Raw genomic sequence first — 26,330 nt, 5'->3', positions numbered from 1 at the left:
ATTCAATAGCCGTTTTACTCCTCTCACCCTAACGCCCGTTTCCCGGCGCAAATGGAAAGTTCAGGTTCTTATAATATTCCAATGTCTGATCCGGCTTTTCATAACTCGGCGGAATTGGCATTTTTGAAAATGTTTGAAAATACAACAGGCAGGAATTTCTCCACCAAACTGCTTCTTTTTCCTGCACAGCTAACAACATTTTTACCTGGTTAAACCTTTGTTTGTCCACCAATTTTTCGAGGCTGTTCCATTCCTTTTGCATCACGCGAACTGAATCTACTCCCGCATAATACCTATAGCACAACTCCTCCCATAAATTTCTACCCGACTTCATAGTATGTTTCCATGAAACGTGGTGAAACCAGAGCAAATATTCTTCCGGACAAGTGTTGATATCTTCAAACTGCTTCCTGACCTCAGGAGCGTATTGAGATAAGTAATTGGTGCCGTTGGCAGTTCTGTCAAATCCAATGCCGATAGAGTCTGCCTTATGGAAATAAACAGGATTCCAATCAGCCCGTGAAGCTTTATCAAACCACGGGGCGGGACCATAATGATGGCCATAACCCATGATGTGATGAAGTCCCAGTGGAGTCATATAATTTACCATTGCTTCGCGGGAAGACAGCATCATTTTTTCGACTGTGTCAACAAGAGGTTTGCTATTTCCAAAAGTTTGTCTCACCCATTCATTCGCAATTTGGGCAGACGATAACTGGTGATCCCAGGCCAGTCGACCCAACGTGTACCAGTTAGCTTGCCCAAAAGGATGACCCGTCCAGTTGATGTCATTTCCTATGTTAGCCACTCCTGCCATTCCTGTTAGAGCCTGCCCATCCAATGATCCGTCTAATACTTTAGCCACCGTTGACCCTTTGCCCTTTTCATAGGTGTCTGCATTTAGGACCTCCTTAAACAAGGGCGCCATAAAAACAAGATGGGTAGAAAAGCCTAAATATTCCTGCGTGAGTTGGTATTCTATAAACAAGGGCGTTTTAGGCATAGCGCCAAAAAGGGGAGAAAAAGGTTCGCGGGGTTGAAAATCGAGCGGGCCGTTTTTTACCTGGATAGCTACGTTGTTGTTGAACTTTCCATCGAGTGGTTTAAACTCGGCGTAGGCTTGTTTTAAACGGTCTTCCGGACTTTCATTGCTATATACAAAAGCCCGCCACATCACTATTCCTTTGTGAGGTGCAAGGGCTTCAGCAAACATGTTTGCTCCATCTGCATGTGTTCTCTTATAATCTTGCGGTCCCGGCTGTCCTTCTGAATTTGCTTTGATTAAAAAACCACCAAAATCGGGAATGTTGGTATAGATCTCATCGATCTTGTTTTTCCACCACTGCCTTACTTCGGCATTTAAAGGGTCGGCGGTTTTCAATTTCCCTATTTCGATTGGAGCGCTAAATCGCCCGGTTAAATATATTTTGATGCCATAGGGGCGAAAGACGTTTGCCAAAGCTGCTACTTTTTCAAGGTATTCTTTTGTAAGGATCAAAGCGTTGGCATTCACGTTTGTTACTACCACTCCGTTAATACCAATGGAAGCATTTGCCCGTGCATAGTCAATATACCGCTGGTCGATATAACGGGGAAGAGTGTGCCAGTTCCAGATGGAAAACCCTGCATAACCTCTTTCAACGGTGCGGTTAAGATTATCCCAGTGGTCAATTAAGCGATATTTTGTTTTAGGGGCAGAAGTAACTGCAAGGTGTTGGATGTTTTGTTGCGTTTGCATCAATCGCAAAAAATGAAAGACACCATAAAGCACGCCGATATCAGTATTCGCCGCGATTGCTATAATTTTCTTTTGGGATCGCGTGGTCGAAACAATCACAAATCCTTCATCTCCGGCTTTAGACAACTGATTTGATAATGGAAGCGCTGCAATTTGAGAAGAGCTTGCCGGAGTGCCTACAACCAACTGCGCGTTTGCAAGGGTATTTTGAAAAGAAACCTTTTTGCCTAATAGTCCTTCCAGTCCCATTTGTAATTCATCCTTCGCTGCCAGTAACGAAGGCGAGGTTCCCGGCAAGTAAACAGATGTAACAGCATTGCGATAGTTACTTAGCAAAGTTGAATTATTTACTAACTCGTATCGCAGCCAGAGCCTGTATCCGTCATCCGCCTTCGCTGAGGGCATTGCAATAAGAAATAAACAAGCGCACAAAAACTCTTTCATATAATGGACGTAGTACAAGGTATTTTAGATGAGAGGCGCTAAAGTAAACACATTTACAATTATTGCTGCGATCGGTTGCATTTAATTATTTGGTCTTTATTTGTATTGCCTTTATAGAGACGAACCGTGACAAAACAATCAATGCGACGAAAAACAAAATATTTTGCAGTCGGTTGAGTAGACGTCGAAGTGTCTCTATCTGGGTAGTTTAGGTTTCCAGCAACCTGGCACTTCCAAAGTTCCTGGTGTTTTTATTGCGTTTTAAATTTCAAAAATTTTGGTTTCATGTTTTTATCTAAAGTAGATATGAGAAATAAAGTATGCCGGTTGTTAGTGTTGGCAGGATGCTTAATAGTTGCCAGTTCAACTTTTTCTGCAGTCAAACTTCCCATGCTTGTCCGGGATAGTATGGTCTTGCAAAGAGATAGCAAAGTAAACATTTGGGGTTGGGCAGATAATAATGAAACCGTAACCATAACCTTTAATGGCAGAAAGTATAAAACGAAGGCGGGAGAGGATGGCAAGTGGAAGGTTGTATTAGCACCCTTAAAGGCCGGCGGCCCATACACAATGAACATTGATGCAACAAACCATATCACCCTCAGTAATATACTAGTTGGTGACGTCTGGTTTTGTTCGGGGCAATCAAATATGGTGCACCAGATGGATCTGCATAAAGAGAGATACGCAAATGAAATAGCGCAGGCAAATTTTAGTGCAATCAGGCATTTTTGGATTCCTACATTAACTGATCTAAAAGGTCCAAAGGAGGATTTACCAATGGGTTCCTGGAAATCCGCTAACCCAAAAGATGTGCTTCAATTTTCAGCGGTTGCATACTTTTTCGCCAAAGCTATTTACGAAAAATATCACGTTCCAATTGGGCTGATTAATGCCAGCGTCGGCGGCACACCTATCGAAGCCTGGACGAGTGAAGAAGGGTTTAAAGATTTTCCGACCATTATTTCCACAATTGAAAAAAACAAGGATACAGCTTATGTCAATGGGCTAAACAGGAAAGCTTCTGCAGCCAATGCAAATACTCCTCAGCGCCAGCAAGACAAAGGCTTGTTAGCCGCTAAGCGATGGTACGATTCAGGCTATATTCCTAAGGGTTGGCATACTATCAACATCCCCGGGTATTGGGAAGACCAGGGCATAAAAGATTTAGACGGCGCAGTTTGGTATAGACGTGAAATAGATGTGCCGATTTCTATGATTGGCAAGCCTGCAAAAATTGCTCTTGGCAGAATTGTAGATGCGGACTTTTTATATGTAAATGGTAAGCTTGCCGGCAATACAACTTATATGTATCCTCAAAGAAGATATGCATTACCGGCAGGGGTGCTCAAGCCCGGGAAGAATGTGTTTGTCATTCGGGTCCTAAACAATTTTGGCAAAGGAGGATTTGTGCCTGATAAACCTTATTACCTCTCCGCCGGGAGCGATACAATTGATCTGAAGGGAACATGGCAATATAAAGTAGGTGAAGTCTATACACGACAAGGAGTTGGGGGTGGAGGTGGCATATCTGCACAAAATCAGCCCACGTCGCTATATAATGCGATGGCTGCTCCCGTCAACAACTTTACCATTAAGGGTGTTTTGTGGTACCAGGGAGAATCGAATATAAATAATGCTGCCGAGTATGACAAGCTTCTTCCCGGGCTGATAGCTGATTGGAGGAGCAAGTGGAAACAACCTGATCTTCCATTCTTGTATGTACAACTTCCCAACTTCCAGGAAGTTCAATATGTACCTTCTGAGAGTCCGTGGGCAGTATTGAGGGAAGCTCAGTTAAAAACTTTATCTGTTCAAAATACCGGTATGGCTGTAGCGATTGACCTGGGCGAGTGGAACGATATTCATCCCGACAGAAAAAAAGAAGTAGGCGACCGTTTAGCATTGGCAGCTATGAAAGTTGCTTATCACGATGGTGCAGTTGTACCTTCCGGTCCGCTTTTTAAGGCAGCAGCAATAGAAGGTAATAAGATTGTTCTCACGTTTGATCATGTTGGCGGTGGACTAATAGCCAATGATGGCGAAGAACTATACCGTGTTGAAATTGCAGGTGCCGACAAAAAGTTTGTATGGGCCACAGCGAAAATTGAAGGCGATAAAGTGGTGGTGTGGAGTGATCACATTACAAACCCAATGTTCGTTCGTTATGCCTGGGCTGATAATCCTGACGGGGCAAATTTATATAATAAGGAAGGTCTGCCTGCATCGCCCTTTAGGACGGATCATTAGAGATTTTTCATATAGCAAGCTTAAGTAATTCTACCAATCTTTACTTGCGTCGCACCCTTCCACATTCTATCACATATTGAAATCAAAAAAATGAAAATTGTTACTTGCCTCGTTGCGTTGTGTACTGTTACTGCAGCTTCTGCCCAAACTCAGCGTTCCCCTGCCGACAGCATCAGGAGAGATAGTATGATGCGTGCGATGCAAAAGAGCACACAGCAGGATTATCAAAATATGCTCGACCAGTTGCATATAACTTCTACACGGCCCGGTCCATCTGGTAATCCGCAAGCGCCCAATGCTGCTAATAGTGATGAGGCAAAAGCAACACCTTATACTACGCTTCCCGATCCCTTAGTACTAAAAAATGGCAAAAAAGTTACTACAGCAAAAATGTGGTGGTCGCACCGCCGAGCGGAAATAGTAGAAGATTTTGATCGTGAAGTATACGGCCGGGTACCTGCAAAAACGCCGAAAGTAAGATGGGAGGTGACACGAACAGCGGATACGACTATTGGAGATATAAAAGCCATTACAAAATATTTGTTGGGCCATGTCGATAACTCAGCCTATCCAAAAACTACTGTTGACATACAGCTTACGTTAACCACGCCCACCAATGCAAAAGGGCCGGTTCCTGTAATTACTGAATTTGGTTTTGTATTTCCTCCCGGTTTTAGAATGCCTCCTCCTCCCGCTGGAACTCCCGTTGTAAAAAATTGGCAGGAACAGCTCTTGGAAAAAGGCTGGGGTTGTGCAGTCATCGTTCCGACAAGTTTCCAGGCAGACAATGGTGCAGGTTTAACCCAAGGCATTATCGGACTGGTCAACAAAGGGCAGCCACGTAAACCAGATGATTGGGGTACTTTAAAAGCGTGGGCGTGGGGTGCAAGTCGTGCAATTGATTATTATGAGACAGACAAAGCGGTTGATACAAAAAAATTAGGCATTGAAGGTCTTTCAAGGTATGGTAAAGCTGCTCTTGTTGCAATGGCCTACGAACCTCGTTTTGCCATTGCATTTATAGGATCGTCAGGCGCGGGTGGTGCAAAAATACTTAGACGCGTATTTGGCGAGCAGGTGGAGAACCTTGCTTCATCGGGAGAATATCACTGGTTTGCCGGAAACTTTATAAAATATGTTGGCCCTTTAACACCCAATGATTTACCTGTCGATGCGCACGAGCTGGTCGCTTTGTGCGCGCCACGTCCCGTCTTTATCAGTTCAGGATCCCCAAAAGTAGAGGGCCAGTGGATAGACGCAAAAGGAATGTTTTTAGGAGGTGTTCATGCGGGACCGGTATATAAGCTTTTGGGTAAAAAAGATTTAGGTACCACTGAATTTCCACCAATCGAAACCCCTTTGGTAGATGGAGAAGTAGCGTTTCGCCAGCATAGTGGCGGTCACACGACGGGCCCCAACTGGGAGACTTTTATTCAATATGCAAGCCACTACCTGAAGTAGACTTCGAAGATGACTTGTTGTTTTATTCCCTATTACTCAGTACACACTTGGTTAAATTTTTGAATATAAACGTATAATAGTGATGTTCAATTAACCAGTATATTAATGAAAGCAATTAAACCTTTTGCCTTTTTTACCCTGTGTTTTATAGGTAGCAAAGCCTCAGCTTGTGTCAATTGCAATAAGGAAATAAGGGAAGCAATTTTTGACAGTACTTTTTATCCAAACCTTTTTATTATCCTTTTGCCTTTTATAGCGTTGGCTTTTGTTGTTGCCGTCATTTCTTCTTTTTCGTTAAAAACCCATAGGGCCGCTGTTGCTGCTTTTCCTAATGGCCGCTGCAACTGTTTTAGGTATAGGGTTAGGAGGTTTTATTGATGGAATTGTCCTGCATCAAATATTGCAGTGGCACGAGATGCTGTCTAATAAAATTCCTGCAACAACCTACATTGGTAAAAGTGTAAATATGTTTTGGGATGGAATCTTTCATGCCTTCACGCTACTTGTTACAATAACAGGCGTTATTTTACTTTGGAAATTATTGCGTCGAAAAGATATAAACCGTTCAGGAAACCTACTTGCCGGAGGAATGCTATTTGGTTGGGGATTATTTAATTTATTGGAGGGAATAGCAGATCACCAGCTTTTGAAATTGCACAACGTGAGAGAAATAACACCTGATAAGCAATTATGGAATTTAGGTTTCCTCGGTTTGTCAATTCTTTTTATTGTTGTCGGGTTACTAATTTCTAAAAGGCGCAAGGGCGAGGATTTTGAAAGCACACATAAAAGTACTTAAGAGGTAACAAGCATTTCGGCGGACTCTTGTTGCGCTTGCTCTACAGACATTTTGCTCCGGATTATTCTACCGCCTACGACTAATATCATAAATGCAGTTAAAGCGCAGCAAGCCATCACACCAGTCATTGGTATTGCGGTTCCGTTAGTTAAATAACTTACAAGTGCTGAAGTAAAAGCTCCTATCCCCATTTGCACGCTTCCTAACAAAGCTGATGCACTGCCGGCAGTTTTAGAAAAAGGTGCCAATGATAGGGCAGACGTGTTAGGGAAAGTAAAGCCCTGGCAACTAAGGAAAAGAAAGCATAAAACAACCGTCATGTAAAGCCCTAGATATTCAAAGATAGTTCCGGTTACCAGCAACGCTCCAATAACGGATTGACACAACAGTGCTATCACCACTATTTGTTCACTTTTATATTTTCTCAACATAACTGTGTTAAGCTGACTTGAAGTGATGAGCCCAATGGCCACCATTGCGAAGATCCAACCGTATTGTTTTTCAGTTACTTTATACAACTCCATAAAAACAGAAGGTGATCCGGAAATGTATGCATACAAACCAGCCGATGCAATGGAACCAGCCAACGCATAGGTATAAAATTGTGGCTCTTTCGCAACACTTAAAAAACCATTGATTATAGGTTTTGGCTTTAGCGAAAAGTTAGGGTCCGGTTTCCTGCTTTCCGGCAAGTAAAAGTGTACAGCTAAAAGTATTAATGCGGACATGACCGACAATACCGCGAACACGTAGTGCCAGCTAAATTCTGAGCTCAAATAGCCGCCTAAGGTTGGTGCAATAATGGGCGAGACGCCAACAACAAGCATAAGCAGCGAGAAGACCTTTGCATTCTCATTTACAGGAAAAAGGTCACGTACCATTGCCCTCGATGCTACCATGCCCGAACAACTGCCCAGAGCCTGCAGCAATCGTAGCCATATCAACTGGTCGGCGGAAGTAGCTATTGTACAGCCAACAGAAGCGATGAAATACGCGGTTAATCCCAAGTATAAAGGTCTTTTTCGTCCATACCGGTCGAGCAACGGGCCGTACAACATCTGCCCAAACGAAATACCTATGAAAAAGCTTGAAAGTGATAATGAGATTTTTGCGACAGTCGTATGCAGGTCCGCAGCAATAGAAGGAAACCCCGGTAGGTACATATCAATTGAAAACGGACCAATTGCAGACAAGAGGCCCAATATCAAAATAAGTTTAAATTTTTCCCTTCCCTTCATGCAGAGCTACAGTTTTAAAATTGTGCCAAAAGAGGATGTTAGTTGTGAGTTGTAAGTGGTAAGTGGTAAGTTTTAAGTGAGGGAGGAACAGGTTGATTATTGAATGAATAATGAATAATGAATAATGTTTCAAATACCCTTCTACTTTTCCTAAACAAAAGTTCAGACGCAAAAACTTGAAACTTGAAACTTTAAACTCAAAACTCAAAACTTCAAACTCAAAACTTATTACTCACAACTCCTAGTCGAATAAGTCCGAAGACAAATACCGGTCGCCACGGTCGCAGATGATGCAAACAATAACTCCGGAACTCAGTTCTTTCGACAGTTCAATTGCGGCGTGCACTGCTCCGCCGCTACTCATGCCGGAAAAAATGCCTTCTTCACGAGCTAGCCTTTTTGTCATTGCCCGGGCATCTTTTTCATCAACTTCTATAATGCGGTCTATCCTTTCTTTCTTAAATATTTTCGGCAAATACGCGTCCTGCCACTTTCTTATTCCCGGTATATGCGAGCCCTCGCTTGGCTGGCAGCCGACTATCTGGATATCACTGTTCTTCTCTTTTAAAAATTCCGACACGCCCATAATTGTTCCTGTTGTTCCCATAGCTGAAACAAAATGGGTCACCTTTCCATCGGTATCGCGCCAGATTTCAGGCCCCGTCGTTTTGTGATGCATAGCGTGATTATCCGGGTTGCCAAATTGGTTTAACATTAGGTAGCCCCCTTTTTCAACCTGTGCTGCGGCATAATCGATAGCGCCTTCCATCGATTGAGACTTAGGCGTTAAAATCACTTTTGCGCCAAAAGCCTGCATGGTTAATACCCTTTCGCGAGTCGCATCTTCAGGCATTACAATTTCTATTTCAACATCGAATAAGCTAGCAATAAGGGCAAGTGCAATACCGGTATTGCCACTAGTTGCTTCAATCAGTTTAATGCCTGGTTTAATTTCTCCGCGGTCAATCGCCCCTTTTATCATACCATAGGCAGCACGGTCTTTTACACTTCCGCCAGGATTATTTCCCTCCAGCTTCGCATAAATTGTAACCGCCTTATTGGTCGGTATTTTTTGTAATTCAACTATCGGTGTATTGCCAACAAGGTCAAGTATTCCAGCCATCTTAATTATTTTAATTTAACCGGTGGCAAAGGTCTATGATGATAGGCAGATAATGAAATCTTTAGAAGATTATGTGATTTTCGTGACGAAGGGAAGAAGGGTAAGCCAACTTTTGCCTTTTCAAAAATTAGGGCGAAAAAGGTTAAAACAATTTGTGTTTTTGAATAAGAATTATTGTTACCGGCATTAGTAATCCTAATGAGATTCTCTTGCGTCGCACACTGTTACAGTAACAAAACTATCAGCCATTCTCCTGCCCGGTAAACTGATGTATGGCAGGACTTAAAAAAGTAGGCTTTGTCTTTCTTAATTCATTAAACAAATGTCTTGTCTTCAATACCCGCTTCTTGTTGAAGCGAAGTTGCGCTTTCCCCTTAGTGGAGACGCCGTTAATTCCTGAGAGGCCCTGAATTGTCCAGTTATAATTTCGCTTGTTTCGGTCGTACCATTTGTCTTTCCTTATGTTGGCTGGAAAAATATAAGTAGTTCCTCGTTTCACAAGGTGGTAGCTCTGCGGGTTGTCTGTTACATTAGCAGCCCAGTCTTCCACTTTCATCAATGCATCGAGCGTTGCCGGATCGATCACGTAAATGTTTACTTCATTTCCTTCCACTACAGGGATAGCTGCTGCTACGTGGTATTTCCACATGTTTTTTAGAAAGCCAATCTTCCTAAACACATAACCACTGAAGACCCAACCCTTATAATTCGGAATATTCCAGCTATCGAGTAGAATGCAGATTGCATTAGCCCTGTCTTCGCAATCGTTATTTGCATCACTCCAACGGAAAAGAGAACAGTTTTTGAAAAATGTGAAAAGGTGGGTTGCATCCTCTATTGAAACACCTTCACCGGTATCTATTTCATCGGATAAAGAGTCAACAAAGAGTGTTTTAATAATTAGGTCTTTTACCATATTCGTCGCTAAGATACTTTACGGTGGACATAATAGTTTTGCGTGAAATCTTTCTGTAACACGATAGAGATTGCAAACCATTGTGCTACAAGTTGAAGAGAGTGACACAACCAGGGCAGCACAATGAGCTGGTGTTTGTGACCAAAAAAGAAAATCTTTTATAGGGTTAAGTCGGATAGCAAGGGTATCCGACCTAAACGCCCAAACAGCTTTTCCCTACATTTGGCTATGAAAAAGGCTTTGCTGGACAGTTTTCTGTGGAGGGGGATTTATTTTATTACCACACTACTTCTCAACGTTTGCATCGCCAGGATTTATGAAGCACCACAAAGCGGCTGGATTTATTTTATCTCAAATAATTTTTTCCTGGTAGTCTTGATAGGAGGGGTGAGCCTGGATTCCAGCATGACTTATTTTAGTGCAAGCAACCAGATCTCGGGAAACAAGCTCGCGCTGGTTTCCATCATCTGGCCTTTTATTGTAGCCATTTTTAGTGTTGGCTGTACCATGTTTTTAATCAGCCAGCATTTTATTACCTCGGATTATCTGTTTCTTTTGGTAGCCGGCGTTGCTTACACTTTCGGCATCTCGCTGAATAATTTTTTTACCTCTTTGTTTTATGCCAGGCAAAATTATGCTGTGCCTAATATTTTGATGAGCGCAATAAACGTGATTGTCATTATACTGGTCCCGTTTTTTGCCAAGGGCTTTATGGGCCTTAACCGGGAGCAATTCCTCTACATTTATTTCCTTCAATTTATACTGCAGGGTCTTGGCCTCGCAATATTATACCTGACCCTGTATTCACCCGTCAGCAAGTTGCAACTACCTACTTTGCAGGAATATAAAATGCTTTTTCGATTTGCGGTAATTGCTTTGTTTGCCAACATTGCTTACTACCTCATCAATCGTGTTGACTATCTTTTTGTAGAAGCATGGTGCTCTGCAAAATCGTTGGGTAATTATGTGCAGGTTTCCAAGATGGGGCAGTTGTTTTTGATTATTCCTTCGATCATTGCAAGTGCCGTTTACCCGCAAGCGGCGAAAGGTGAAAATGCCAACATGGTGAAGTACATCGTTCGGATGATTACGCTGTTTGTTCCGTTATACATTATTATAATCATTGCATCTTATTTGTTTAGCAGTCCTGTTTTTTTATGGCTGTTTGGAAAGACGTTTGATGAAATGTATGTCCCGTTTCTCGTGCTGTTGCCCGGTATTCTTTTCTTGTCGATGCATATTATTATAGCTGCTTTTTTTGGTGCTAAAAACAAACCCGCCTACAACGTGATCAGTACGAGTGCGGGGCTTGTGATTGTTTTAATCGGGGATGTAGTTTTAATAAAAAGAATGGGCATTACCGGTGCAGCCCTGGTTAGTTCTTTAGGTTACACAACTGCTTTTATAGTTTCTTTGCTGTTATTTATGCAGCAGGCAACCATTGGCTGGAAAGACATTTTTACGTCAGAAACGTTCAAACTAAAAACTTATACTTCCCTTATTGCTAATCGTTCTCCAAATTCAAAGTGATGCACATTGTGGTCTTTCCGGGTTGGTATCCAAGTAAGATTGATAAGTTAAGCGGCGATTTCATTCAAAGACACATGTACGCCGTCTCGCAGTTTTGCAAAGTATCGGTGGTGTTTCCGATAAAAGATAGATCTGTTAAAAAAAAGGATATTGTAACTATTCAAAAAGGTGCTCTTACTGAAATCTATTATTACTATCCATCTTTCAGCTCTATCGAATGGATCGACAATCTTTTATCTTTTATCAGTTACAACTATTACTGCCTCAAAACATTCAAAGCTCTAAACAGGGAAGAAAAAATCAGCCTAACGCAGTTGTATGTTTTGCAGAAAAATCAGATTGTCGGCTTCGTTATAAAGGTGTTTTATAAAGTTCCCTATATAGTTTCTGAGCAGTCGACGCTGTATGTAGATGGTAGGTTTGATCAGATGAAGCGGGCTAGAAAAGCAATGTTTAAGTGGGTATTTCACCACAGCGCCTCGTTTCATGCAGTTTCTCATTATTTGGCAAATACATTAAAAAGTAAACTCGTTCTCGATAAGGCAGCAGTGGTGATTCCTAATGTAGTTGACTCCAGTTTGTTTTACTACAACCATGAGATATCTAATGAAAGGGTAACTTTTGTACACGTGTCAAATATGGCCCCTCAAAAAAATGTTGAAGGAATGTTGGAGGCATTTGCAGAAGTGAAAAAGGGAACTCCTCATTTTACTTTGAATCTTGTAGGTCCCTTACCTAACTCAATAAACGAGCTGATAAATGAGCTCGGTTTGGGGGCGAATGTCACTTTGTGGAATGAGAGAAATTACCAGGAGGTAGCGGAGATAATGCAGCAAAGCGACGTGTTCGTATTTTTTACCAGGCACGAAACCTTTGGGTGTGTAATTATAGAAGCAAACGCGTGCGGGCTACCAGTAATTGTAAGTGATTTGGAAGTGACGAGGGAATTAATCAAAGACAATTTTAATGGTGTTTTTGTGCAGAGTGAAAATGTAAAAGCACTTGCTGCGAAAATACTACTAATGATACGGCAGCATCAGCAATTTGACCCGCTCGCTATTTCTTTGCAGACCCGAAACAAGTTCAACTATCAAAGTATTGGAAAGCAGTTTCTTGACTGGTTTAGTTCCATTCAATCATAACTCATTTCAATATTATTTTAACCCAAGTCTATTTTTTCTTTGCCGTACTGCCTTAATTCCAATACTCAATCATCTTTTTTCCATTTGTTAAATAAAAATGAATTTAATTTGCCGTCCAATTATCCGTGTTAAAACCTTAATACATACCCCCAATATAAGTGAAAACAGAAGAGATAGCGCCCCTACATATTTTATTTGCCGATGACGATTCAGATGAATCATATTTGTTTAATGAGGCTTTAGAACATTCAGACCTGAACATAGTTTTGTCTCATGCTAATGACGGCAATAGTCTTTTGTCTTTTCTTAAAAATAAACCTCTGCCTGACGTTGTTATTATCGACATAAATATGCCTCATAAAGATGGACTTGAGGCGCTTGCAGAAATAAGAAGTTACCCTGAATTCACCTCACTTCCTTTAATTATTTATTCTACCACCACAAATTCAAAAATCATTGAAGCAAGCTATCAAAAAGGTGCTAACCTGTTTGTAGTTAAGCCTAATAATTTCGATGGGATGGTGCAGGTAGTTAAAAAAATCGGCGCTATTAATTGGCAGCACAAGGGGAAACCTGCAATGGAGAATTTTGTGGTGACTGAAGATTAGTATTTTCTACCTTTTATGTGGCATAATTGTTTTTGTTGTTTCATTATAACAATTAAAAATATAGATATGCCACTCTCCAACGATAACCAGGATTACGGACAAAGCGACGAAAAAAACAAGCAAAACGATCCCGGAAAACAGGACGAAAACAAATTGACTACCGATGATCTAAAAGGGAAAAAAGTCGATAGGGAACCGGGAATGGAACAAGATGAGCCGACAGAGCAAAAGAAATAACCGGTGTAAATTAAAAAGATGCAAATTTTAAGTTTGCATCTTTTTAGCTTTTACGACGGAAGTAAAAGTCAGACCCCAAATTGACGGAGGTGATGATCCAGATGTTTGTACATTCCTGTACTCCACTCTACTGGAGTAAGTTTTCCAAAAGAAGAGTGAGGGTGCGTGGTTACTTTTTGAGGGCCACCTTTTGAAAACCGCTCCACCAACTCTAGCAATCGCGATTTTTCTTTCTCAAAATTCCGCTGATCAATCACCAGGAAACTCTTGTCGGTTGGGGTGCTTTTTCGTAGAGGTTTTTCATTTGTAAAAACTGACTTTATAAAGGGTCCTATCAGACGACCAATAAATATTCTTGGAGGATGTTTGTCACCTACCGCTACTTCCATTGCTGCGCTGCAATGTGCCAGCATTTGAGCAACTTCCATCTTTCCCCATAGTCTTTCTGTATTCGGCTGCAGCTTTTGCATCCTTTGTTTTATCTCCTCTAGCGCTTCAGGTTGAAATAAATTTTTCATATAAACAGGCCGGTATAAATACACAATAAGTTGATACTAAGATAAATATTAAATGAAGAAGGTAGAAATTAGTTTCTAATGATATTCACTCGAATACTCCTGCACAAGTTTTAAGGGTTGGTATAATTTTAGACAGTAGCAGAGTATTCATTCATTAAATCTCTTAATTATGAAAAAGGTATTTGTTGCTATTTTCTTACTAACCTTTTCTTTTGCAAATGCACAGGAAGAAGATAAAACAGTGGGACAGGAAATTAAAAAAGACGCTAAGGCTACAGGTCGTTTTATAAAGAAAAGCGCTAAAGCTACAGGACGCGCAGTTTCAAAAGGCGCTAGTGCCGCGGGTAAAAAAACTGCAGAAGTAGCTTCTAAAGGTCAATCGGAAATAGTAGATAAAACGTATGAAGGTAAAGCTGGTCCCGGTGGCGAAACTATCTACATTACAAACGAGTCGAAGTACTACTGGGTTGACAAGAAAGGCCACCGCCACTACGTGGAGGAGAGTGGACTTAAAGACAAACAACCTTAAGTTAACAAGCTAAAAATTGAAGCCGCTTACTTTTAAGCGGCTTTTTCTTTTAATCAAAATCTACCTGTTCCTAAGCTTGCTATTAGAGTTTATCAAATTCATTAGGCCATCCTTCATTCAAAAGAAAAGTGATTTTTTCATTCACCGACTTTTCTTGAGAAGCCATAAAATCAATCAATTTTCGTGATACAACTTCGTCACTTAACGCAATCATTTTTGCAGCAAGAATTCCGGCATTCTTTGAAGCGTTCAAGGCAACCGTTGCAACTGGTACCCCGTTTGGCATTTGTAGTATGGATAAGATAGAGTCCCATCCATCAATACTGTTAGAAGATTTTACGGGAACCCCGATAACAGGCAGCGGAGTAATGGCCGCTACCATTCCTGGTAAATGTGCTGCGCCACCGGCACCAGCAATGATAACTTTCAAGCCTCTTTCCCTTGCCGCCTTTGCGTATTCCACCATTCTTAAAGGTGTTCGGTGTGCCGACACCACTGTTAACTCAAATGGAATTGCAAAATCTTTTAAAACATCAGCCGCAGCTTTCATAACTGGCAGGTCACTGTCGCTTCCCATAATTATTCCCACTAAAGGTGTTATCAAGGCTGTGTTTTGAAGATCTCTATCTGCCATGCTGATTATTTAATTTTAGAAAAAGCCTGTTAAAAAAGGTTAAAGATAAACATAGTAAGAGACATGGAGGAGGAAGGAGATGCTTGAGGATTGTTTTAGAGGAGTGTTGTTTTTCAGCAGGTTGAATTCAGCAGGGCATATAGGAACGAACTCTATTTTAAAGGAAGCTCAATAATAAACTCGCTGTATTCACCTTCTTTTGTTTCCACTTTAATCTCTCCTTCATTTGCTTTCAAAATGTCGTAGCTCAACGATAAACCTAAACCCGTTCCTTGTCCCGTAGGTTTAGTGGTAAAGAATGGCTGGAAGATTTTGTCAACAATCTCCTCCGGAATACCTACACCGTTGTCTCTTACACAAATTTTCACACGCCCGGTTATTTTTTTTGTACTTACTAAAACGGTTGGTTGGTATATCTCAGCAGTTTGAACGTTTATAGCTCTCTTTTTTTCGCTGACCGCATAGAATGCGTTGTTATACAAGTTGAGCAAAACCCGTCCAATATCCTGTTGAACTACTTCTATTTTTCCTATGCTTTCATCATAATCAGTAACCAGCTTTACATTAAATGTTTTGTCTTTTGCCTCCATGCCGCTATAGCTTACATGCAGATATTCATCGACAAGCAAATTAATGTCTGTGATTTCTTTCTTACCGGTAATGCTACTTGAGTGTTGAAGCATTGCTTTTACAATTGACTCAGCCCGCTTGCCGTGATGTTTTATTTTATGGAGATTGGCGGTGAGGTCGGCGACTACATCATCGGCTTCTGATTTAAATCCGTCTTGTAGCGTTGCTAAGGGACCGGACCGTAATTCTTCGAGTAGTTCAGCACTTACTTCAGAGAAATTGTTTACGAAGTTTAATGGGTTTTGTATTTCGTGAGCGATGCCCGCGGTCAGTTCTCCCAGCGACGCCATTTTCTCTCTTTGTATCAACTGTTTTTCTGCTGCTTTCAAGTCTGCCAGTGATTGCTTCAATTCCGCAGTTCGAGCTGCAACTTCTTCTTCTAAAACCACTTTTTGCTGCGCAATTAGCTGGCTTCTTTCTATCTCTTTTTCTTTTGCCAGCCGTTCGTTTAAAAGAGCCCGCTCCGCATTTTCTTTTCGCAGAGTGTTATACCTGTCAAACAATAACCATGATAAAATAATAACGAGCGATGAAATGCATAGCAGTTCAATCCTGTCGTAATACATGTTCCACTCTGCAGCGATCGAGCTGTTGGTGCCATGAATAATTATATAATTCACCATCCAGACGGTTGCCACTGGAAGACAAGCAATAATGAATTGCCTGGCTGCCTTGTCTCGCTTTCTGATAAATAACAGAAACGTTGTAAGTATGCTAATCAAGACAATTCCCTGTATCCAATCCCATACTTTCCATAAAATAATATCTGTGCTATTAGCAAGGTGGGGACCAATAAAATAAATAACCAATGCAGCTGCAAACTGAAAAAAAACAGATGCTTGCAAAAATTTATCCCACCGTGGCAAACGAGTGAAAGTATTAAGAAAATGCCTCTCCATTTGAATGGCGAAGTAGTTGACAAGTACCAGGAAAAATATGAGGTTTGTATTCAAAAGATAAGGATGATCTCTAAAAAAAACGTGGTAGTAAATAGTATGGTATTCGTTTACCGTTCCGACCAAAAGGCAGAGTGAGTAGTAGAGATAAACCCTCTCACGAACCACCAGGAAAAAGAAAAAATTAAACACGGCAGCGAAAAACAGCAGGCCTATAAAGAATGATCCAAGAATAGTTTTGAACAGAAAAGTGTCATTCTCAATATAAATATCCTGCACTAGCTTTTCAGTAAAAACAAATCTTGCTTCAAGTGGTTGTGGCCTGGTAGCCCGGTAGTCAAAAACTACCTTTTCGTATACAGTCACCTCTTCGCCCGGCTTTACAATAATTGGAACAGCGGTCACCAATTTGTATCCGTCCCGGTCACTCCAGGGCGTATTATACCCCGTTGTTTTATGTATCCATTTCCCATCAGATCGTGCAACGTAAAAATCAGCGTAAGCGCTTTTTTGTTGCAAAGACAAGTTTGCGATCCGGGATAAATTACTCTTCAATTTAAACCGGATCCAATAAGTATTAACAGGAGAATTAAGTTTTTCACCTCCCTCAATTTCTTCATGAAAAAGATTAGAAATAGCTGAACCGCTTACTTCGCTGATAGTCCACTTACCACCACTTGTATCTTCCAGCATTTGCCAATTACTTCTATCCAGGATTTTAGAATGTGCAGTATCTGAATCAATCGTATAGGCAGGAGGAATGGACAGCTGGGCAAACAAATCCAGTGGGAAAATAAATAACAGTAATATGTAAACTTTCACCATAAAAAAAATTCCTATTGAGCAAACCGATTTCAATTAAACCAAGGAGCAAGACTCTTAAGGCTTGTATAGAAAACAAATTTTTGTTTTACCAACGTCGAAACCAATTTCAACATCGTTGTGTCACACCCTTATACTTATCACCTTTATTCGTCAAACATGCAAAACAGGAGCAGTAAATAAAGATGATGTCTTACCTTTTTGCCTTTCAACGGTTCCTTACATTCTAATTCTCAGTCCTTTTTCAATCGGCGGCAAAGGTGTATGTGCAGACACAACGGTTCAAGCAATATTATTTGAGCGGTAATAAAATTTCAAAGGAGGAGTATTTGCCTTCTTCAGTTTCAACGATTAATTCTCCGCCGTGCGCTTTTACTATATCGTAACTAATTGACAATCCCAGACCTGTTCCTTGCCCTGTTGGTTTTGTTGTAAAGAATGGTTGAAATATTTTATGAACGAGTTTAGAAGAAATGCCACAACCATTGTCCCTCACGATAATTGAAATTGTTTCGGCCTTATCCGTGGATCCCGATTTTCCCATTTTTGTTTTTACTGCCACTATTGGTTCAAAGCTTCCGTTCAATTGTCTTTTCTTTTCGATAACAGCATAAAAGGCGTTGTTGAACAGGTTCAGGAGTACCCTTCCAATATCCTGCGGCACCACTTCAACCTTTCCTATACGTTCATCAAAATCCGTTTCTATAACTGCATAGAAAGATTTATCCTTTAGAGAAAAACCGTTGTACGTTATCCTTAGGTATTCATTTGCCAATTCATTAATTCTTACCAGCTCTTTTTTTCCAGTGCTTATTTGAGTATGCTGAAGCATTCCTTTTACAATAACATCTGCACGTTTTCCATGATGGGCTATTTTTCTAAGGTTTTCTTTAAGGTCGGTAGCAATGGTTACTGCCTCTTCTTTCGAATCCTTTTTTAAAGCTTCTTCCATTTCCTCAACCAATTCTGTGCTTACTTCAGAAAAATTGTTGACGAAGTTTAAAGGGTTTTGAATTTCGTGTGCGATGCCCGCTGTAAGTTGCCCTAGTGAGGCCATCTTTTCTACTTGTATTAATTGGGCCTGTGTTAGTTTAAGATGAGAAATTGTTTTTTCAAGCTCTTCTTTTTGCTTTGATAATTCTGCGGTTCTTTGTTGTACTCCTTTTTCGAGCAATTCATTTTGTTCGGTTAGCATTCGTTGTTGCTCCTGGTGCAGGATGTGCAAGTCTTTGTGGTACTGAAGCTTTTTTCGATGGCTTATAACAAAAGAAATAATGAAACTGGTAAAGAGGATTACCATAGCTGAAATGCCAATGATAACCCGGTATTCAAGATCAATTGCGAGCAGGTACATAAAAAGCTTTAGCTATTAAAATACAAAAAATGATGTAGGCAACATTGTGAATATCCCACATTTTATCAGCCAGCGCAGGATTCTCAGTAATCATAGGAACATAAAACAGGAAGAGAAAGAAATTTATTACTACAAAAATACTCAGGCCCGTTACCACCCAAAAGTCAGCATCCTCTGAAATGCCTTCCTCGTTCTGGCGCAATTGCGACAGGTAATATTGCATGCAACAAATCAGTAAAAGATAAGCCTCGACTGCTAAAAGATCTCCGCTAAGATGCCGCGGGTTAAAGAACGTTTCGAAGAAAAAGAAGTTGACAATGATAAATACAACAAATGTCCAGAGGATAATTTTTTTAAATCTTGTTGCCAGTGATTTTCGCAATAAAATAAAAAAGTAGCTAAAACAGCCAAACCTCACCAATGAATGAATATTATAGATGGGATTATTGCTTTGCGCCCAGCTTGGAAGGTAGGCTTTAAAATCTCCGACAACGTCCACCAGGAGGTTCATTACAAGTGCCAGCCATAAATATGTTATGACGGGCTTTAAATAAAATGGCTGTTTTTTATGTGTTATACGTAATATGAATAATGGTATCAGTATTGCCCAAACCTCAGACCAGTCCAATACCTGCTTGAGAAGCGTGCTGAAGTTTAGATGTTTCATAAGTGAGTCGTAAAGACTTCTCAAATTAGGATTGAGAAATTAGAACTGCAACTATTTGGATTGGTTACTTTCTTATCACAAGTAATATAGCAAGTTTCGTTTGTAGCTCTTGCATATTTACGTAAAACTCTGTTACTTGTAGTATTCATTGAATTTTTTGTCGACCTTACTTCCTAAACCTTATCTAAAACAAATACTCGAGCATGAAGAAATTATTAATACCCGTATTCCTCTCAATGTTTTTCTTATGTTTTTTTATGACCTCTTTTAGTCAGGGGGATAAGGATAGTTATTGCATTGTAACTCTGCGAGGAAGTACTGTAAAAAATATTCTTAACAGCTACCCGTCATTCAAATACTTTGATTTTTCTTTTAAGCAGGTAAATAGCAAAAGCTATATTTTAACAGGCTATGCTTACGATGGCAATGATAACAAATTGGGCGGTTTGATCACTTTGGATTCCATGGCCGCTAAACCAAGATCATTAAAAAACCTCTCCCTTGGACACCTTAGGCTGCCACTTGAGACAATGATTGAAAGGAATGTCGACGGATCTGAAAATTATGTTTTAACTCCCAAAAAGTGCAAGAAAGACGGTGAGATGCTCGACTATGTGAGTTATCGTTTTAGTAACAGGGTAGCCAAGGAAGAAAACGCCTTTCTTTCTGCAAAAGCGGTTATTGAATTCGATTTAAATCCGTCTCCTCCTTATTAGTTTTTTCGGAGACCTTTAATAACAACATTGCCCGTTCCATTTTCATCGCATGGGTAAGAAAACTCTTTTTGCATCGCCTTGCCATTATTAATGGTGGCATAAAATTCATCGAAGTATTTTTTTGTAGCTTTTATATAACCTGCATCTAAGAGCGGACAATCGGTATAGAGGCTGTAGATGTCCTTTTTTAAACGTTTAAAAACAGAAATTACTTCATCGAATTTTTTCATATTTGGCACACAGTATCCCCGGAACCGCCGTTCTACAACTGAATACATTTGAAGCTCTTCCGCAGGTTTCGCATATGGTGCATTGACCAGGCCTGCATGGTCAAAATCGTAAGGCACAGCGTTTGGGAAAGCGGTAGAGTCTTGCAGCAATAATCTTACGTTCTGCTGGTATTGCACGGACCAGTCTGTGTTACCAATAAGGTATTCAAACACAGCCATTGTTAGAAAATTTGTCTCGTCGATTTGCTGAGGTTTCAGCATTTGTTTATCTATCAAAACTGACCGGTTTCTTTTTGCCATCTGTTGCTCTTCCTCCAGTAGGATACCATAAAAAGGTGATGTCTTCTTTTTCTTTTTTGTATCCTCCAACTCTATACGAACGAGTCGTGCTTTAAAGCTTTTTGGGGTAATTAAATTATAAATGCGATAAACCATCCATTCCCTTACAACATATTCATCTCCCTGGCAGGGCATTACCAATTTAAGTTTTGCCTGGTCGTTAAAGACAGAAGACTTAAAAGTTGCGTTTTTTATAAAATGAAGCATAAGAGGAGGGTATGAACAGTTTCCGACAGTCTTGCGAAAATGGCCGCGAGTTTTCGCTTCAGCGGCAACAGTAATTTCACCGCTGTCTTTTGAAGCATAAGAAACAACTATAGGACGGTACTTTGCGTTTTCGGTACGATCACCAAAAATTTCACGTAGACTTCCACTTAGTTTAATGTCCAATACATCATCTGTTTCAAAAAGGCCCGTTGTTGTCGAATTGAAAGATTCGTAAGGAGGGAAATTCTTTTCGAAGTGTTTATGATAGTTGGCAGCATAGAAGATCCAGCTCGAAAAAGCTAATGCCAATAAAAATATTTTCATGGGAAAAAATTTATCAGATAGAAGCATTGTGAGTATGGTGGTCTCGTTCTTTCGTTACGTTGTATCAATTAGCATTCATCTTAGAATAGCCTATGCCTTCAAATTCCTATACGTCGGCATCAATATAAGAACTCGTTTTTGCACTTCAAAGTAATAAGGAATTTTGCCCGACGATAAAAATTTTGCACGGGTTATTTAAGCAGTCTAAGTACTTTGGACAAGTTATTAGAGTCGAAAAAATAGAATATATTAGAGGATGCTTGATAAGCGTTTAACAGACACCGCACTGATATGAATTACAGTAAGCTATTAAAAAAGGTTGAAGAATACACTGCTGCGTTTTATGCTCAGCATGCAGACGAAAGAATTGTTTTTAGTACCTATGCGCGAGCAAAAGAAGTTGCATTTATTGCAGAAAAAATTGCGAGGCATTACAAACTAGATGACCGCTTATTTTTTATTGTTTGCGCTTCAGCCTGGTTTCATAAAACGGGCTATCTAACTGGAATTTTGGAGGCTTACGAAACAAAGAGTGCAGAAATAGCTGAAAACTTTTTAAAAAGCAGTGGAGCGACGGAAGAGGATATAAACGAAATTAAAAAATGTATTGTCTCAACGAGAAAGCCGGGCGATGCTACTGGCTTGCCTGCAAAAATTCTTTGTGACGTAAATACGTTTTGGCTGGGAAGTGCACATTTTAAAGAAGACCAGAAGCTGCTTAGAAAGGAACTAGAGGGAGTTAAAAACCACAAAATAGGAGGTCATGAATGGCGTGCAGAAATTATCAAAATGATGGAAAGTCATCATTTTCTTACCGATTACTGTACAACGCTTTTGAACAAAACAAAAGAGGAAAATCTAAACAGGCTAAAAAGTAAACAAGCGGAAAAATCGTTTGCAGCAGAACCGGAACCAGTTGCTGCCGACGATACAGATGAAGGGCCGGCGGAGCAAACGATTCCAGGTAGAAATAAAAAGCCTAACAATCCTGATAAGAAGCCGACCCGGGGTATAGAAACGATGTTCAGGGTAACTTCTTCGAACAGTCAGAAAATAAGTATGATGGCTGATAACAAAGCCCATATTATGATCTCAGTCAACTCAATTATCATGTCGGCAATACTGGGACTGATCATCGGAAAATTGGATAATTACAGGTACCTCATCTTTCCGACGATTATCTTATTGCTGACAAATGTTGCTACCATTATCTATTCCATTTTGGCAACCAGGCCAAAGGCGACCAGAGGCGTCTTTACGCCGGAGCAAGTGGAAAACAAGTCCGTTAATTTATTGTTCTACGGCAGCTTCTACAATATGGAACTAAAGGAATATGATTATGGGATGAGGAAAATGATGGAAGACCGATACTTTTTATATGGAAGTTTGATTAAGGACACTTATTGGCAAGGCAAGGTGCTCGGGAGGAAATACAAGTTGCTGAGAATCTCTTATAGCATTTTCATGTTTGGAATTGCAGTGTCCGTAATAGCATTTACGATAGCTGCTTTAATTCATGTTTACTAATTACTGAATGAAACAATACTTCTATTCTCTAAACCTCTAGCGGATTTTTACTTTTTACTTCTTCATTCGTTGCCGGAGCCTGCTCTATTTTACCCACCAGAAAAATATAAGAGCATGCGCCTATCAGTGCAATTACGCCTATAAAAACCAATGCCGGTTTAAAGTCACCTCCTTTCACCAGGAAGCCAATTACAATAGGTACCACAATAGAAGCAAGGTTGCCCATGAAATTAAAAACCCCTCCAGTTAACCCGATGAGGTGTTTCGGTGACAAGATGGAAACAAATACCCAAGAGATCAAGCCCATTCCTGCGCCGAAAAAAGCCAGTGCCATAAAGAAGATAATTGAAGCGGCATCGTTGCTGTAATTAGCTCCAACGATACTGATAGAAATGATGAGGCCGATAATGATCGGCGTTTTTCGTGCTACTCCAATTGATTTGCCTTTTCGTATAAGGTAGTCAGATAAGAAGCCGGAGATGAGTAAGCCAGCGCAGGCTGCGAGAAAAGGGATAGAGGCAAGGTAGCCTGATTTTAAAAAGTTGAAGCCGCGGTATTTGACAAGGTAAGTAGGAAACCATGTCAGAAAAAACCAAAGCATCGCATTTAAAGAAAACTGGCCAATGTAGACTCCCCATAGAGTTCGGTTAGAAAAGACTTGTTTTATATTGACCCATTTCCAAATAGATGGCTGGGCAGGGTTATCTTTTTTCCCTGATATTAAACCACCTCCTTTTTCTATGTAGTCAAGCTCCTCTGCGTTTACTCGTTTATGTTCAAGCGGGTCACGGTAAAAGAAATACCAGATAAATCCCCAGAGTAAGCCGATTAAACCGGTAGTGATAAACAATCCCTGCCAACCAAAGTAATATTGGATAGTTACCAAAACAGGGGTAAAAAAAGCCAAACCTATAAACTGGCCCGATACGTATAAAGCGATTGCTGAAGCCCTTTCCTGGTTTGGAAACCAGCTAGTAACAATGCGGTTGTTGATGGGATAACAAGGTGCTTCGAAAGCACCGGTAGCAAGGCGAAGTCCGAAAAGACCGACGAAGCCACGTGCAAAACCTTGTAAAAGAGTGGTAATGGACCAGGTAATTAGACAAAAGGCGTATAAAATTCTTGGTCCAAAGCGATCGGCTATTAATCCACCGGGAATTTGGAGTAGTGCATAGCTCCAGCCGAAAGCTGAAAATATTAAACCCATCTGTACAGTAGATAGCTCCAGATCTTTACTAAGGGAAGCAGCGGCGACAGACAGGTTGCTACGGTCGAGGTAATTAATCATTACGTTAATAAAGACAAGGCCTAACATGGCGTATCGAATCCTGGTCTTTTTGCTTTTGCCGATTGGTTGTTCCATTAGTTGTTTTGGGTGAGTGGAGGTTATGTATTTGGTTTTGGCATTTTGCAGAATATGGTTAAAAAAGTTCAAGAGTGCGACGCAACGATGTTGAGGGGAGTTATAAAGGCCGCCTCAAAATCACTTTATAATACTGCTTAAAGCTTACCGCGCCGTCCAGCCACCGTCCACCGTAAGCATCGAGCCGACCATGTAACTGCCCGCATCACTTGCAAGAAATATTGCTGCTCCCTGGATTTCCCGCATTTCTCCCCAACGACCCAAAGCAGTTGCGCCTACCACAAATTTTTTACCTTCTTCAGTATCAGCAATGGGCATATTCATTTCAGTTAAAAACGGTCCCGGGCAGATGGCATTCACATTAATATTGAAAGGCGCCAATTCAAGGGCGAGTGCCCGTGTCATTTGTACAACTGCTCCTTTACTAGCGGTATAGGGCGTACGATTGGATAAGCCTACAAGGCCGAGCGTACTGGCGAGATTAATGATACTTCCCTTATTAGCTTTCTTCATAAAGGGAGTGACTGCTCGGCAGGAAAGCCACGTGCCGTTTACATTTACTTCTAAAACCTTGTTGAAATCTGCGGGACTAACTTCATCTATTGCACCCCTGATATTGATGCCGGCACTGTTGATAAGGATATCAATTTTTCCAAAAGCATCCATAGCCGCTAAGGCCATTGCCTCGGTTTGTTCCTGACTGGTAATATCGGCCGGAAAGGAAATTGCTTTAATGCCAAAGTCGGCCGTTAATTCTTCTACAGCACGGGTTCCTTCCTCTGCGTTACGATTAACGAGCATGATATTGGCTCCGGCGGAAGCCAATCCTGCTGCCATCGCCAAGCCGAGACCCTTTGAGCCGCCGGTTATAATAGCGGACTTGCCATTAAGATCAAATTGTTTAATTCCCGGGAGTACTTCTTTATCCATGAATTGTTTTTAGAGCTTATTATGTTGGAGTTATTTGAGGCCTAATGTATTTCTGCTATAATCCAGGCAGGCTAGTATATTTTGCTCTTCTGCGGCTAACTTTTCTTCAGCACTAAGTTGGGAGACACGTGGCAGGGGAGTAGCACTTTTGTTTTGTCGCACCATTCGCATTGTTCTTGCCAGGTCTGAGCCCGGTACGTCGCCAAACGTTTCCCAATACTCATTCTTGAAACATGGAATTTCCAATGGATCCCTTGTAATCATCTCAAGGCTGAAAGTAACGTTTGGATTGTATTTTCGGCAAATACTAATAATACGAGGCAAATCGAGAATACCTTTTCCTAAAGGAACTTCTGATAGCAGGAAGCCGTCTGCATATTCTTCCAGAGCCATGTCTTTTACATGGGTAGAAAAGGCATAGGGAGCAAGTGTCTGAATAACATTCATTGGGTCTTCAAGCAGGGAAATGCTGTTACCAAAATCAAGCGTTACGCCGATCCACTCACTGTTCACTTGCTTCATCATTCGTTCTAATTCAGGTGCCCGCCAGTCTTTGTGATTTTCAACAGCCAGTTTCATCTTGTGTTTCCTTAAAACCGGTTCTGCTAGTTTTAACGAAATCAAGGCATTTTTTTGAAGTTGCTGAAAAGCCTCGGCGGAATGATAGGTTTCGTAGCGGCGGCCACTCGAACAAACTGTTCTTAATACCTGCATGCCTGCGTCTTTTGCATTGATAACGTCTTGTTCAAAACGTGACAGGTCCGTTGCGTTTTTTGGTACACCGACTGATCCTTCCAGGTAAAGCCCGAGCTTTTCCTGGCTGCTTCTAACTTTTTTTGAGAAGTCATTTGTCCAATTGCTGACGACGACTTGTGTGCCTCCGGCTCCTATTTGGTGACAATGCTCCATTAATTCTAGGGCGTTAGCAAAGCCCCGATATTTTTGACTTTCAACTTTTAAGTTCCATCGGAAACCGTAGGAATGTACCACAATTCCCATCGCAGTTTCTTTTGCAAAGCGAGGTAGTTTAGGTAATAGCAGTGCAGCCGCTCCAAGGCTTGACTTCTGCAGAAATGAACGCCTGTCTATTACTCTATTGTTCGTGTTGTGCAACGGCAGTTCCGGTATATCATCTTTCATTACTTTGAACATATTCAT

The 26,330-nt window shown here is 40.9% G+C and carries 23 protein-coding genes; 10 read left to right on the top strand and 13 right to left on the bottom strand.

The window, feature by feature from the left end:
- Window positions 1-28: 28 nt before the first annotated feature.
- Complete coding sequence (locus tag SAE01_RS19780; RefSeq protein WP_147205536.1) at window positions 29-2,182, bottom strand: alpha-glucuronidase family glycosyl hydrolase; 2,154 nt, start codon at window positions 2,180-2,182, stop codon at window positions 29-31.
- A gap of 285 nt (window positions 2,183-2,467) precedes the next feature.
- On the opposite strand from SAE01_RS19780, the gene SAE01_RS19775 reads away from it, so the two are divergent.
- From SAE01_RS19775 to SAE01_RS19765, 3 genes are all read left to right on the top strand, one after another.
- Window positions 2,468-4,432 (top strand): sialate O-acetylesterase, encoded by a 1,965-nt coding sequence (locus SAE01_RS19775; protein ID WP_246113287.1) that lies wholly within the window; start codon window positions 2,468-2,470, stop codon window positions 4,430-4,432.
- 90 nt (window positions 4,433-4,522) lie between these two features.
- Window positions 4,523-5,893 carry a glucuronyl esterase domain-containing protein gene (locus SAE01_RS19770; RefSeq protein WP_147205535.1) on the top strand — a complete coding sequence of 457 codons (1,371 nt, stop codon included), beginning with the start codon at window positions 4,523-4,525 and terminating at the stop codon, window positions 5,891-5,893.
- 316 nt (window positions 5,894-6,209) lie between these two features.
- Window positions 6,210-6,692, top strand: coding sequence for a DUF2243 domain-containing protein (locus SAE01_RS19765; protein ID WP_218029204.1), 483 nt, complete (start codon window positions 6,210-6,212; stop codon window positions 6,690-6,692).
- On the opposite strand, the gene SAE01_RS19760 is transcribed toward SAE01_RS19765, so the two are convergent.
- The 3 genes from SAE01_RS19760 to SAE01_RS19750 all read right to left on the bottom strand — a co-directional run bounded on the left by SAE01_RS19760 (window position 6,689) and on the right by SAE01_RS19750 (window position 9,969).
- A complete protein-coding gene (locus tag SAE01_RS19760) occupies window positions 6,689-7,930 on the bottom strand; it encodes a multidrug effflux MFS transporter (RefSeq protein ID WP_147205534.1) in 1,242 nt (413 codons plus the stop codon). The two genes, SAE01_RS19765 and SAE01_RS19760, sit on opposite strands and share 4 nt — an antisense overlap.
- 241 nt (window positions 7,931-8,171) lie before the next feature.
- The gene (gene cysM, locus SAE01_RS19755; protein WP_147205533.1) at window positions 8,172-9,053 is read right to left on the bottom strand and encodes a cysteine synthase CysM; all 882 of its coding nucleotides are present in this window, start codon (window positions 9,051-9,053) and stop codon (window positions 8,172-8,174) included.
- A gap of 241 nt (window positions 9,054-9,294) precedes the next feature.
- On the bottom strand, window positions 9,295-9,969 hold the full coding sequence (locus SAE01_RS19750; RefSeq protein ID WP_147205532.1) for a protein-glutamine glutaminase family protein: 675 nt from the start codon (window positions 9,967-9,969) through the stop codon (window positions 9,295-9,297).
- 228 nt (window positions 9,970-10,197) lie between these two features.
- Here SAE01_RS19750 and SAE01_RS19745 point away from each other — a divergent pair, with 228 nt between their 5' ends.
- The 4 genes from SAE01_RS19745 to SAE01_RS24575 all read left to right on the top strand — a co-directional run bounded on the left by SAE01_RS19745 (window position 10,198) and on the right by SAE01_RS24575 (window position 13,486).
- Entirely contained in the window at window positions 10,198-11,499 is a 1,302-nt protein-coding gene (locus SAE01_RS19745) for an MATE family efflux transporter (protein ID WP_147205531.1), read from the top strand.
- Window positions 11,499-12,641 carry a glycosyltransferase family 4 protein gene (locus SAE01_RS19740; protein WP_147205530.1) on the top strand — a complete coding sequence of 381 codons (1,143 nt, stop codon included), beginning with the start codon at window positions 11,499-11,501 and terminating at the stop codon, window positions 12,639-12,641. Before SAE01_RS19745 ends, SAE01_RS19740 begins: the two co-directional genes overlap by 1 nt.
- A 158-nt stretch (window positions 12,642-12,799) precedes the next feature.
- Window positions 12,800-13,249 carry a response regulator gene (locus tag SAE01_RS19735; protein ID WP_147205529.1) on the top strand — a complete coding sequence of 150 codons (450 nt, stop codon included), beginning with the start codon at window positions 12,800-12,802 and terminating at the stop codon, window positions 13,247-13,249.
- Window positions 13,250-13,315: 66 nt separating this feature from the next.
- Complete coding sequence (locus SAE01_RS24575; protein WP_170234213.1) at window positions 13,316-13,486, top strand: hypothetical protein; 171 nt, start codon at window positions 13,316-13,318, stop codon at window positions 13,484-13,486.
- Window positions 13,487-13,554: 68 nt separating this feature from the next.
- Here SAE01_RS24575 and SAE01_RS19730 read toward each other — a convergent pair whose 3' ends face one another.
- The gene (locus SAE01_RS19730; protein ID WP_147205528.1) at window positions 13,555-14,004 is read right to left on the bottom strand and encodes a DUF1569 domain-containing protein; all 450 of its coding nucleotides are present in this window, start codon (window positions 14,002-14,004) and stop codon (window positions 13,555-13,557) included.
- Window positions 14,005-14,173: 169 nt separating this feature from the next.
- Between SAE01_RS19730 and SAE01_RS19725 the strand changes: the two genes are divergently transcribed.
- A complete protein-coding gene (locus tag SAE01_RS19725; RefSeq protein ID WP_147205527.1) occupies window positions 14,174-14,533 on the top strand; it encodes a hypothetical protein in 360 nt (119 codons plus the stop codon).
- An 82-nt stretch (window positions 14,534-14,615) separates the two neighbouring features.
- Here the strand turns inward: SAE01_RS19725 and purE are convergent, their stop codons facing one another.
- The 4 genes from purE to SAE01_RS19705 form a co-directional block, all read right to left on the bottom strand.
- Window positions 14,616-15,167, bottom strand: coding sequence for a 5-(carboxyamino)imidazole ribonucleotide mutase (gene purE, locus SAE01_RS19720; protein ID WP_147205526.1), 552 nt, complete (start codon window positions 15,165-15,167; stop codon window positions 14,616-14,618).
- Window positions 15,168-15,319: 152 nt separating this feature from the next.
- Complete coding sequence (locus SAE01_RS19715) at window positions 15,320-17,518, bottom strand: sensor histidine kinase (RefSeq protein ID WP_147205525.1); 2,199 nt, start codon at window positions 17,516-17,518, stop codon at window positions 15,320-15,322.
- A 289-nt stretch (window positions 17,519-17,807) separates the two neighbouring features.
- Window positions 17,808-18,869, bottom strand: coding sequence for a sensor histidine kinase (locus SAE01_RS19710; RefSeq protein WP_147205524.1), 1,062 nt, complete (start codon window positions 18,867-18,869; stop codon window positions 17,808-17,810).
- A complete protein-coding gene (locus SAE01_RS19705) occupies window positions 18,850-19,536 on the bottom strand; it encodes a hypothetical protein (protein ID WP_147205523.1) in 687 nt (228 codons plus the stop codon). Before SAE01_RS19705 ends, SAE01_RS19710 begins: the two co-directional genes overlap by 20 nt.
- Window positions 19,537-19,739: 203 nt before the next feature.
- Between SAE01_RS19705 and SAE01_RS19700 the strand changes: the two genes are divergently transcribed.
- Window positions 19,740-20,252, top strand: coding sequence for a DUF4352 domain-containing protein (locus SAE01_RS19700; RefSeq protein ID WP_147205522.1), 513 nt, complete (start codon window positions 19,740-19,742; stop codon window positions 20,250-20,252).
- Here SAE01_RS19700 and SAE01_RS19695 read toward each other — a convergent pair.
- Entirely contained in the window at window positions 20,249-21,352 is a 1,104-nt protein-coding gene (locus tag SAE01_RS19695) for a hypothetical protein (RefSeq protein ID WP_147205521.1), read from the bottom strand. The two genes, SAE01_RS19700 and SAE01_RS19695, sit on opposite strands and share 4 nt — an antisense overlap.
- A gap of 291 nt (window positions 21,353-21,643) precedes the next feature.
- Between SAE01_RS19695 and SAE01_RS19690 the strand changes: the two genes are divergently transcribed.
- The gene (locus SAE01_RS19690; protein ID WP_147205520.1) at window positions 21,644-22,879 is read left to right on the top strand and encodes a Pycsar system effector family protein; all 1,236 of its coding nucleotides are present in this window, start codon (window positions 21,644-21,646) and stop codon (window positions 22,877-22,879) included.
- 28 nt (window positions 22,880-22,907) lie between these two features.
- On the opposite strand, the gene SAE01_RS19685 is transcribed toward SAE01_RS19690, so the two are convergent.
- The 3 genes from SAE01_RS19685 to SAE01_RS19675 all read right to left on the bottom strand — a co-directional run bounded on the left by SAE01_RS19685 (window position 22,908) and on the right by SAE01_RS19675 (window position 26,330).
- The gene (locus SAE01_RS19685) at window positions 22,908-24,242 is read right to left on the bottom strand and encodes an MFS transporter (RefSeq protein WP_147205519.1); all 1,335 of its coding nucleotides are present in this window, start codon (window positions 24,240-24,242) and stop codon (window positions 22,908-22,910) included.
- A 144-nt stretch (window positions 24,243-24,386) separates the two neighbouring features.
- Complete coding sequence (locus tag SAE01_RS19680) at window positions 24,387-25,172, bottom strand: SDR family NAD(P)-dependent oxidoreductase (protein WP_147205518.1); 786 nt, start codon at window positions 25,170-25,172, stop codon at window positions 24,387-24,389.
- Between the two features lie 30 nt (window positions 25,173-25,202).
- Entirely contained in the window at window positions 25,203-26,330 is a 1,128-nt protein-coding gene (locus tag SAE01_RS19675; RefSeq protein ID WP_218029203.1) for a sugar phosphate isomerase/epimerase family protein, read from the bottom strand.

The sequence above is a fragment of the Segetibacter aerophilus genome (genome assembly GCF_007991655.1).
Lineage (GTDB): Bacteria > Bacteroidota > Bacteroidia > Chitinophagales > Chitinophagaceae > Segetibacter > Segetibacter aerophilus.
Note: the sequence above shows the minus strand (reverse complement) of the source record. Positions and strands in the feature narration are given on the sequence as shown.

Excerpts from the sequence above, each read along its gene's own strand:
- SAE01_RS19780 (WP_147205536.1), bottom strand. The coding sequence starts at position 2,182 with ATGAAAGAGTTTTTGTGCGCTTGTTTATTTCTTATTGCAATGCCCTCA.
- SAE01_RS19775 (WP_246113287.1), top strand. The coding sequence starts at position 2,468 with ATGTTTTTATCTAAAGTAGATATGAGAAATAAAGTATGCCGGTTGTTA.
- SAE01_RS19770 (WP_147205535.1), top strand. The coding sequence starts at position 4,523 with ATGAAAATTGTTACTTGCCTCGTTGCGTTGTGTACTGTTACTGCAGCT.
- SAE01_RS19760 (WP_147205534.1), bottom strand. The coding sequence starts at position 7,930 with ATGAAGGGAAGGGAAAAATTTAAACTTATTTTGATATTGGGCCTCTTG.
- cysM (WP_147205533.1), bottom strand. The coding sequence starts at position 9,053 with ATGGCTGGAATACTTGACCTTGTTGGCAATACACCGATAGTTGAATTA.
- SAE01_RS19750 (WP_147205532.1), bottom strand. The coding sequence starts at position 9,969 with ATGGTAAAAGACCTAATTATTAAAACACTCTTTGTTGACTCTTTATCC.
- SAE01_RS19745 (WP_147205531.1), top strand. The coding sequence starts at position 10,198 with ATGAAAAAGGCTTTGCTGGACAGTTTTCTGTGGAGGGGGATTTATTTT.
- SAE01_RS19740 (WP_147205530.1), top strand. The coding sequence starts at position 11,499 with ATGCACATTGTGGTCTTTCCGGGTTGGTATCCAAGTAAGATTGATAAG.
- SAE01_RS24575 (WP_170234213.1), top strand. The coding sequence starts at position 13,316 with ATGCCACTCTCCAACGATAACCAGGATTACGGACAAAGCGACGAAAAA.
- SAE01_RS19730 (WP_147205528.1), bottom strand. The coding sequence starts at position 14,004 with ATGAAAAATTTATTTCAACCTGAAGCGCTAGAGGAGATAAAACAAAGG.
- SAE01_RS19725 (WP_147205527.1), top strand. The coding sequence starts at position 14,174 with ATGAAAAAGGTATTTGTTGCTATTTTCTTACTAACCTTTTCTTTTGCA.
- purE (WP_147205526.1), bottom strand. The coding sequence starts at position 15,167 with ATGGCAGATAGAGATCTTCAAAACACAGCCTTGATAACACCTTTAGTG.
- SAE01_RS19715 (WP_147205525.1), bottom strand. The coding sequence starts at position 17,518 with ATGGTGAAAGTTTACATATTACTGTTATTTATTTTCCCACTGGATTTG.
- SAE01_RS19710 (WP_147205524.1), bottom strand. The coding sequence starts at position 18,869 with ATGTACCTGCTCGCAATTGATCTTGAATACCGGGTTATCATTGGCATT.
- SAE01_RS19705 (WP_147205523.1), bottom strand. The coding sequence starts at position 19,536 with ATGAAACATCTAAACTTCAGCACGCTTCTCAAGCAGGTATTGGACTGG.
- SAE01_RS19700 (WP_147205522.1), top strand. The coding sequence starts at position 19,740 with ATGAAGAAATTATTAATACCCGTATTCCTCTCAATGTTTTTCTTATGT.
- SAE01_RS19695 (WP_147205521.1), bottom strand. The coding sequence starts at position 21,352 with ATGAAAATATTTTTATTGGCATTAGCTTTTTCGAGCTGGATCTTCTAT.
- SAE01_RS19690 (WP_147205520.1), top strand. The coding sequence starts at position 21,644 with ATGAATTACAGTAAGCTATTAAAAAAGGTTGAAGAATACACTGCTGCG.
- SAE01_RS19685 (WP_147205519.1), bottom strand. The coding sequence starts at position 24,242 with ATGGAACAACCAATCGGCAAAAGCAAAAAGACCAGGATTCGATACGCC.
- SAE01_RS19680 (WP_147205518.1), bottom strand. The coding sequence starts at position 25,172 with ATGGATAAAGAAGTACTCCCGGGAATTAAACAATTTGATCTTAATGGC.
- SAE01_RS19675 (WP_218029203.1), bottom strand. The coding sequence starts at position 26,330 with ATGAATATGTTCAAAGTAATGAAAGATGATATACCGGAACTGCCGTTG.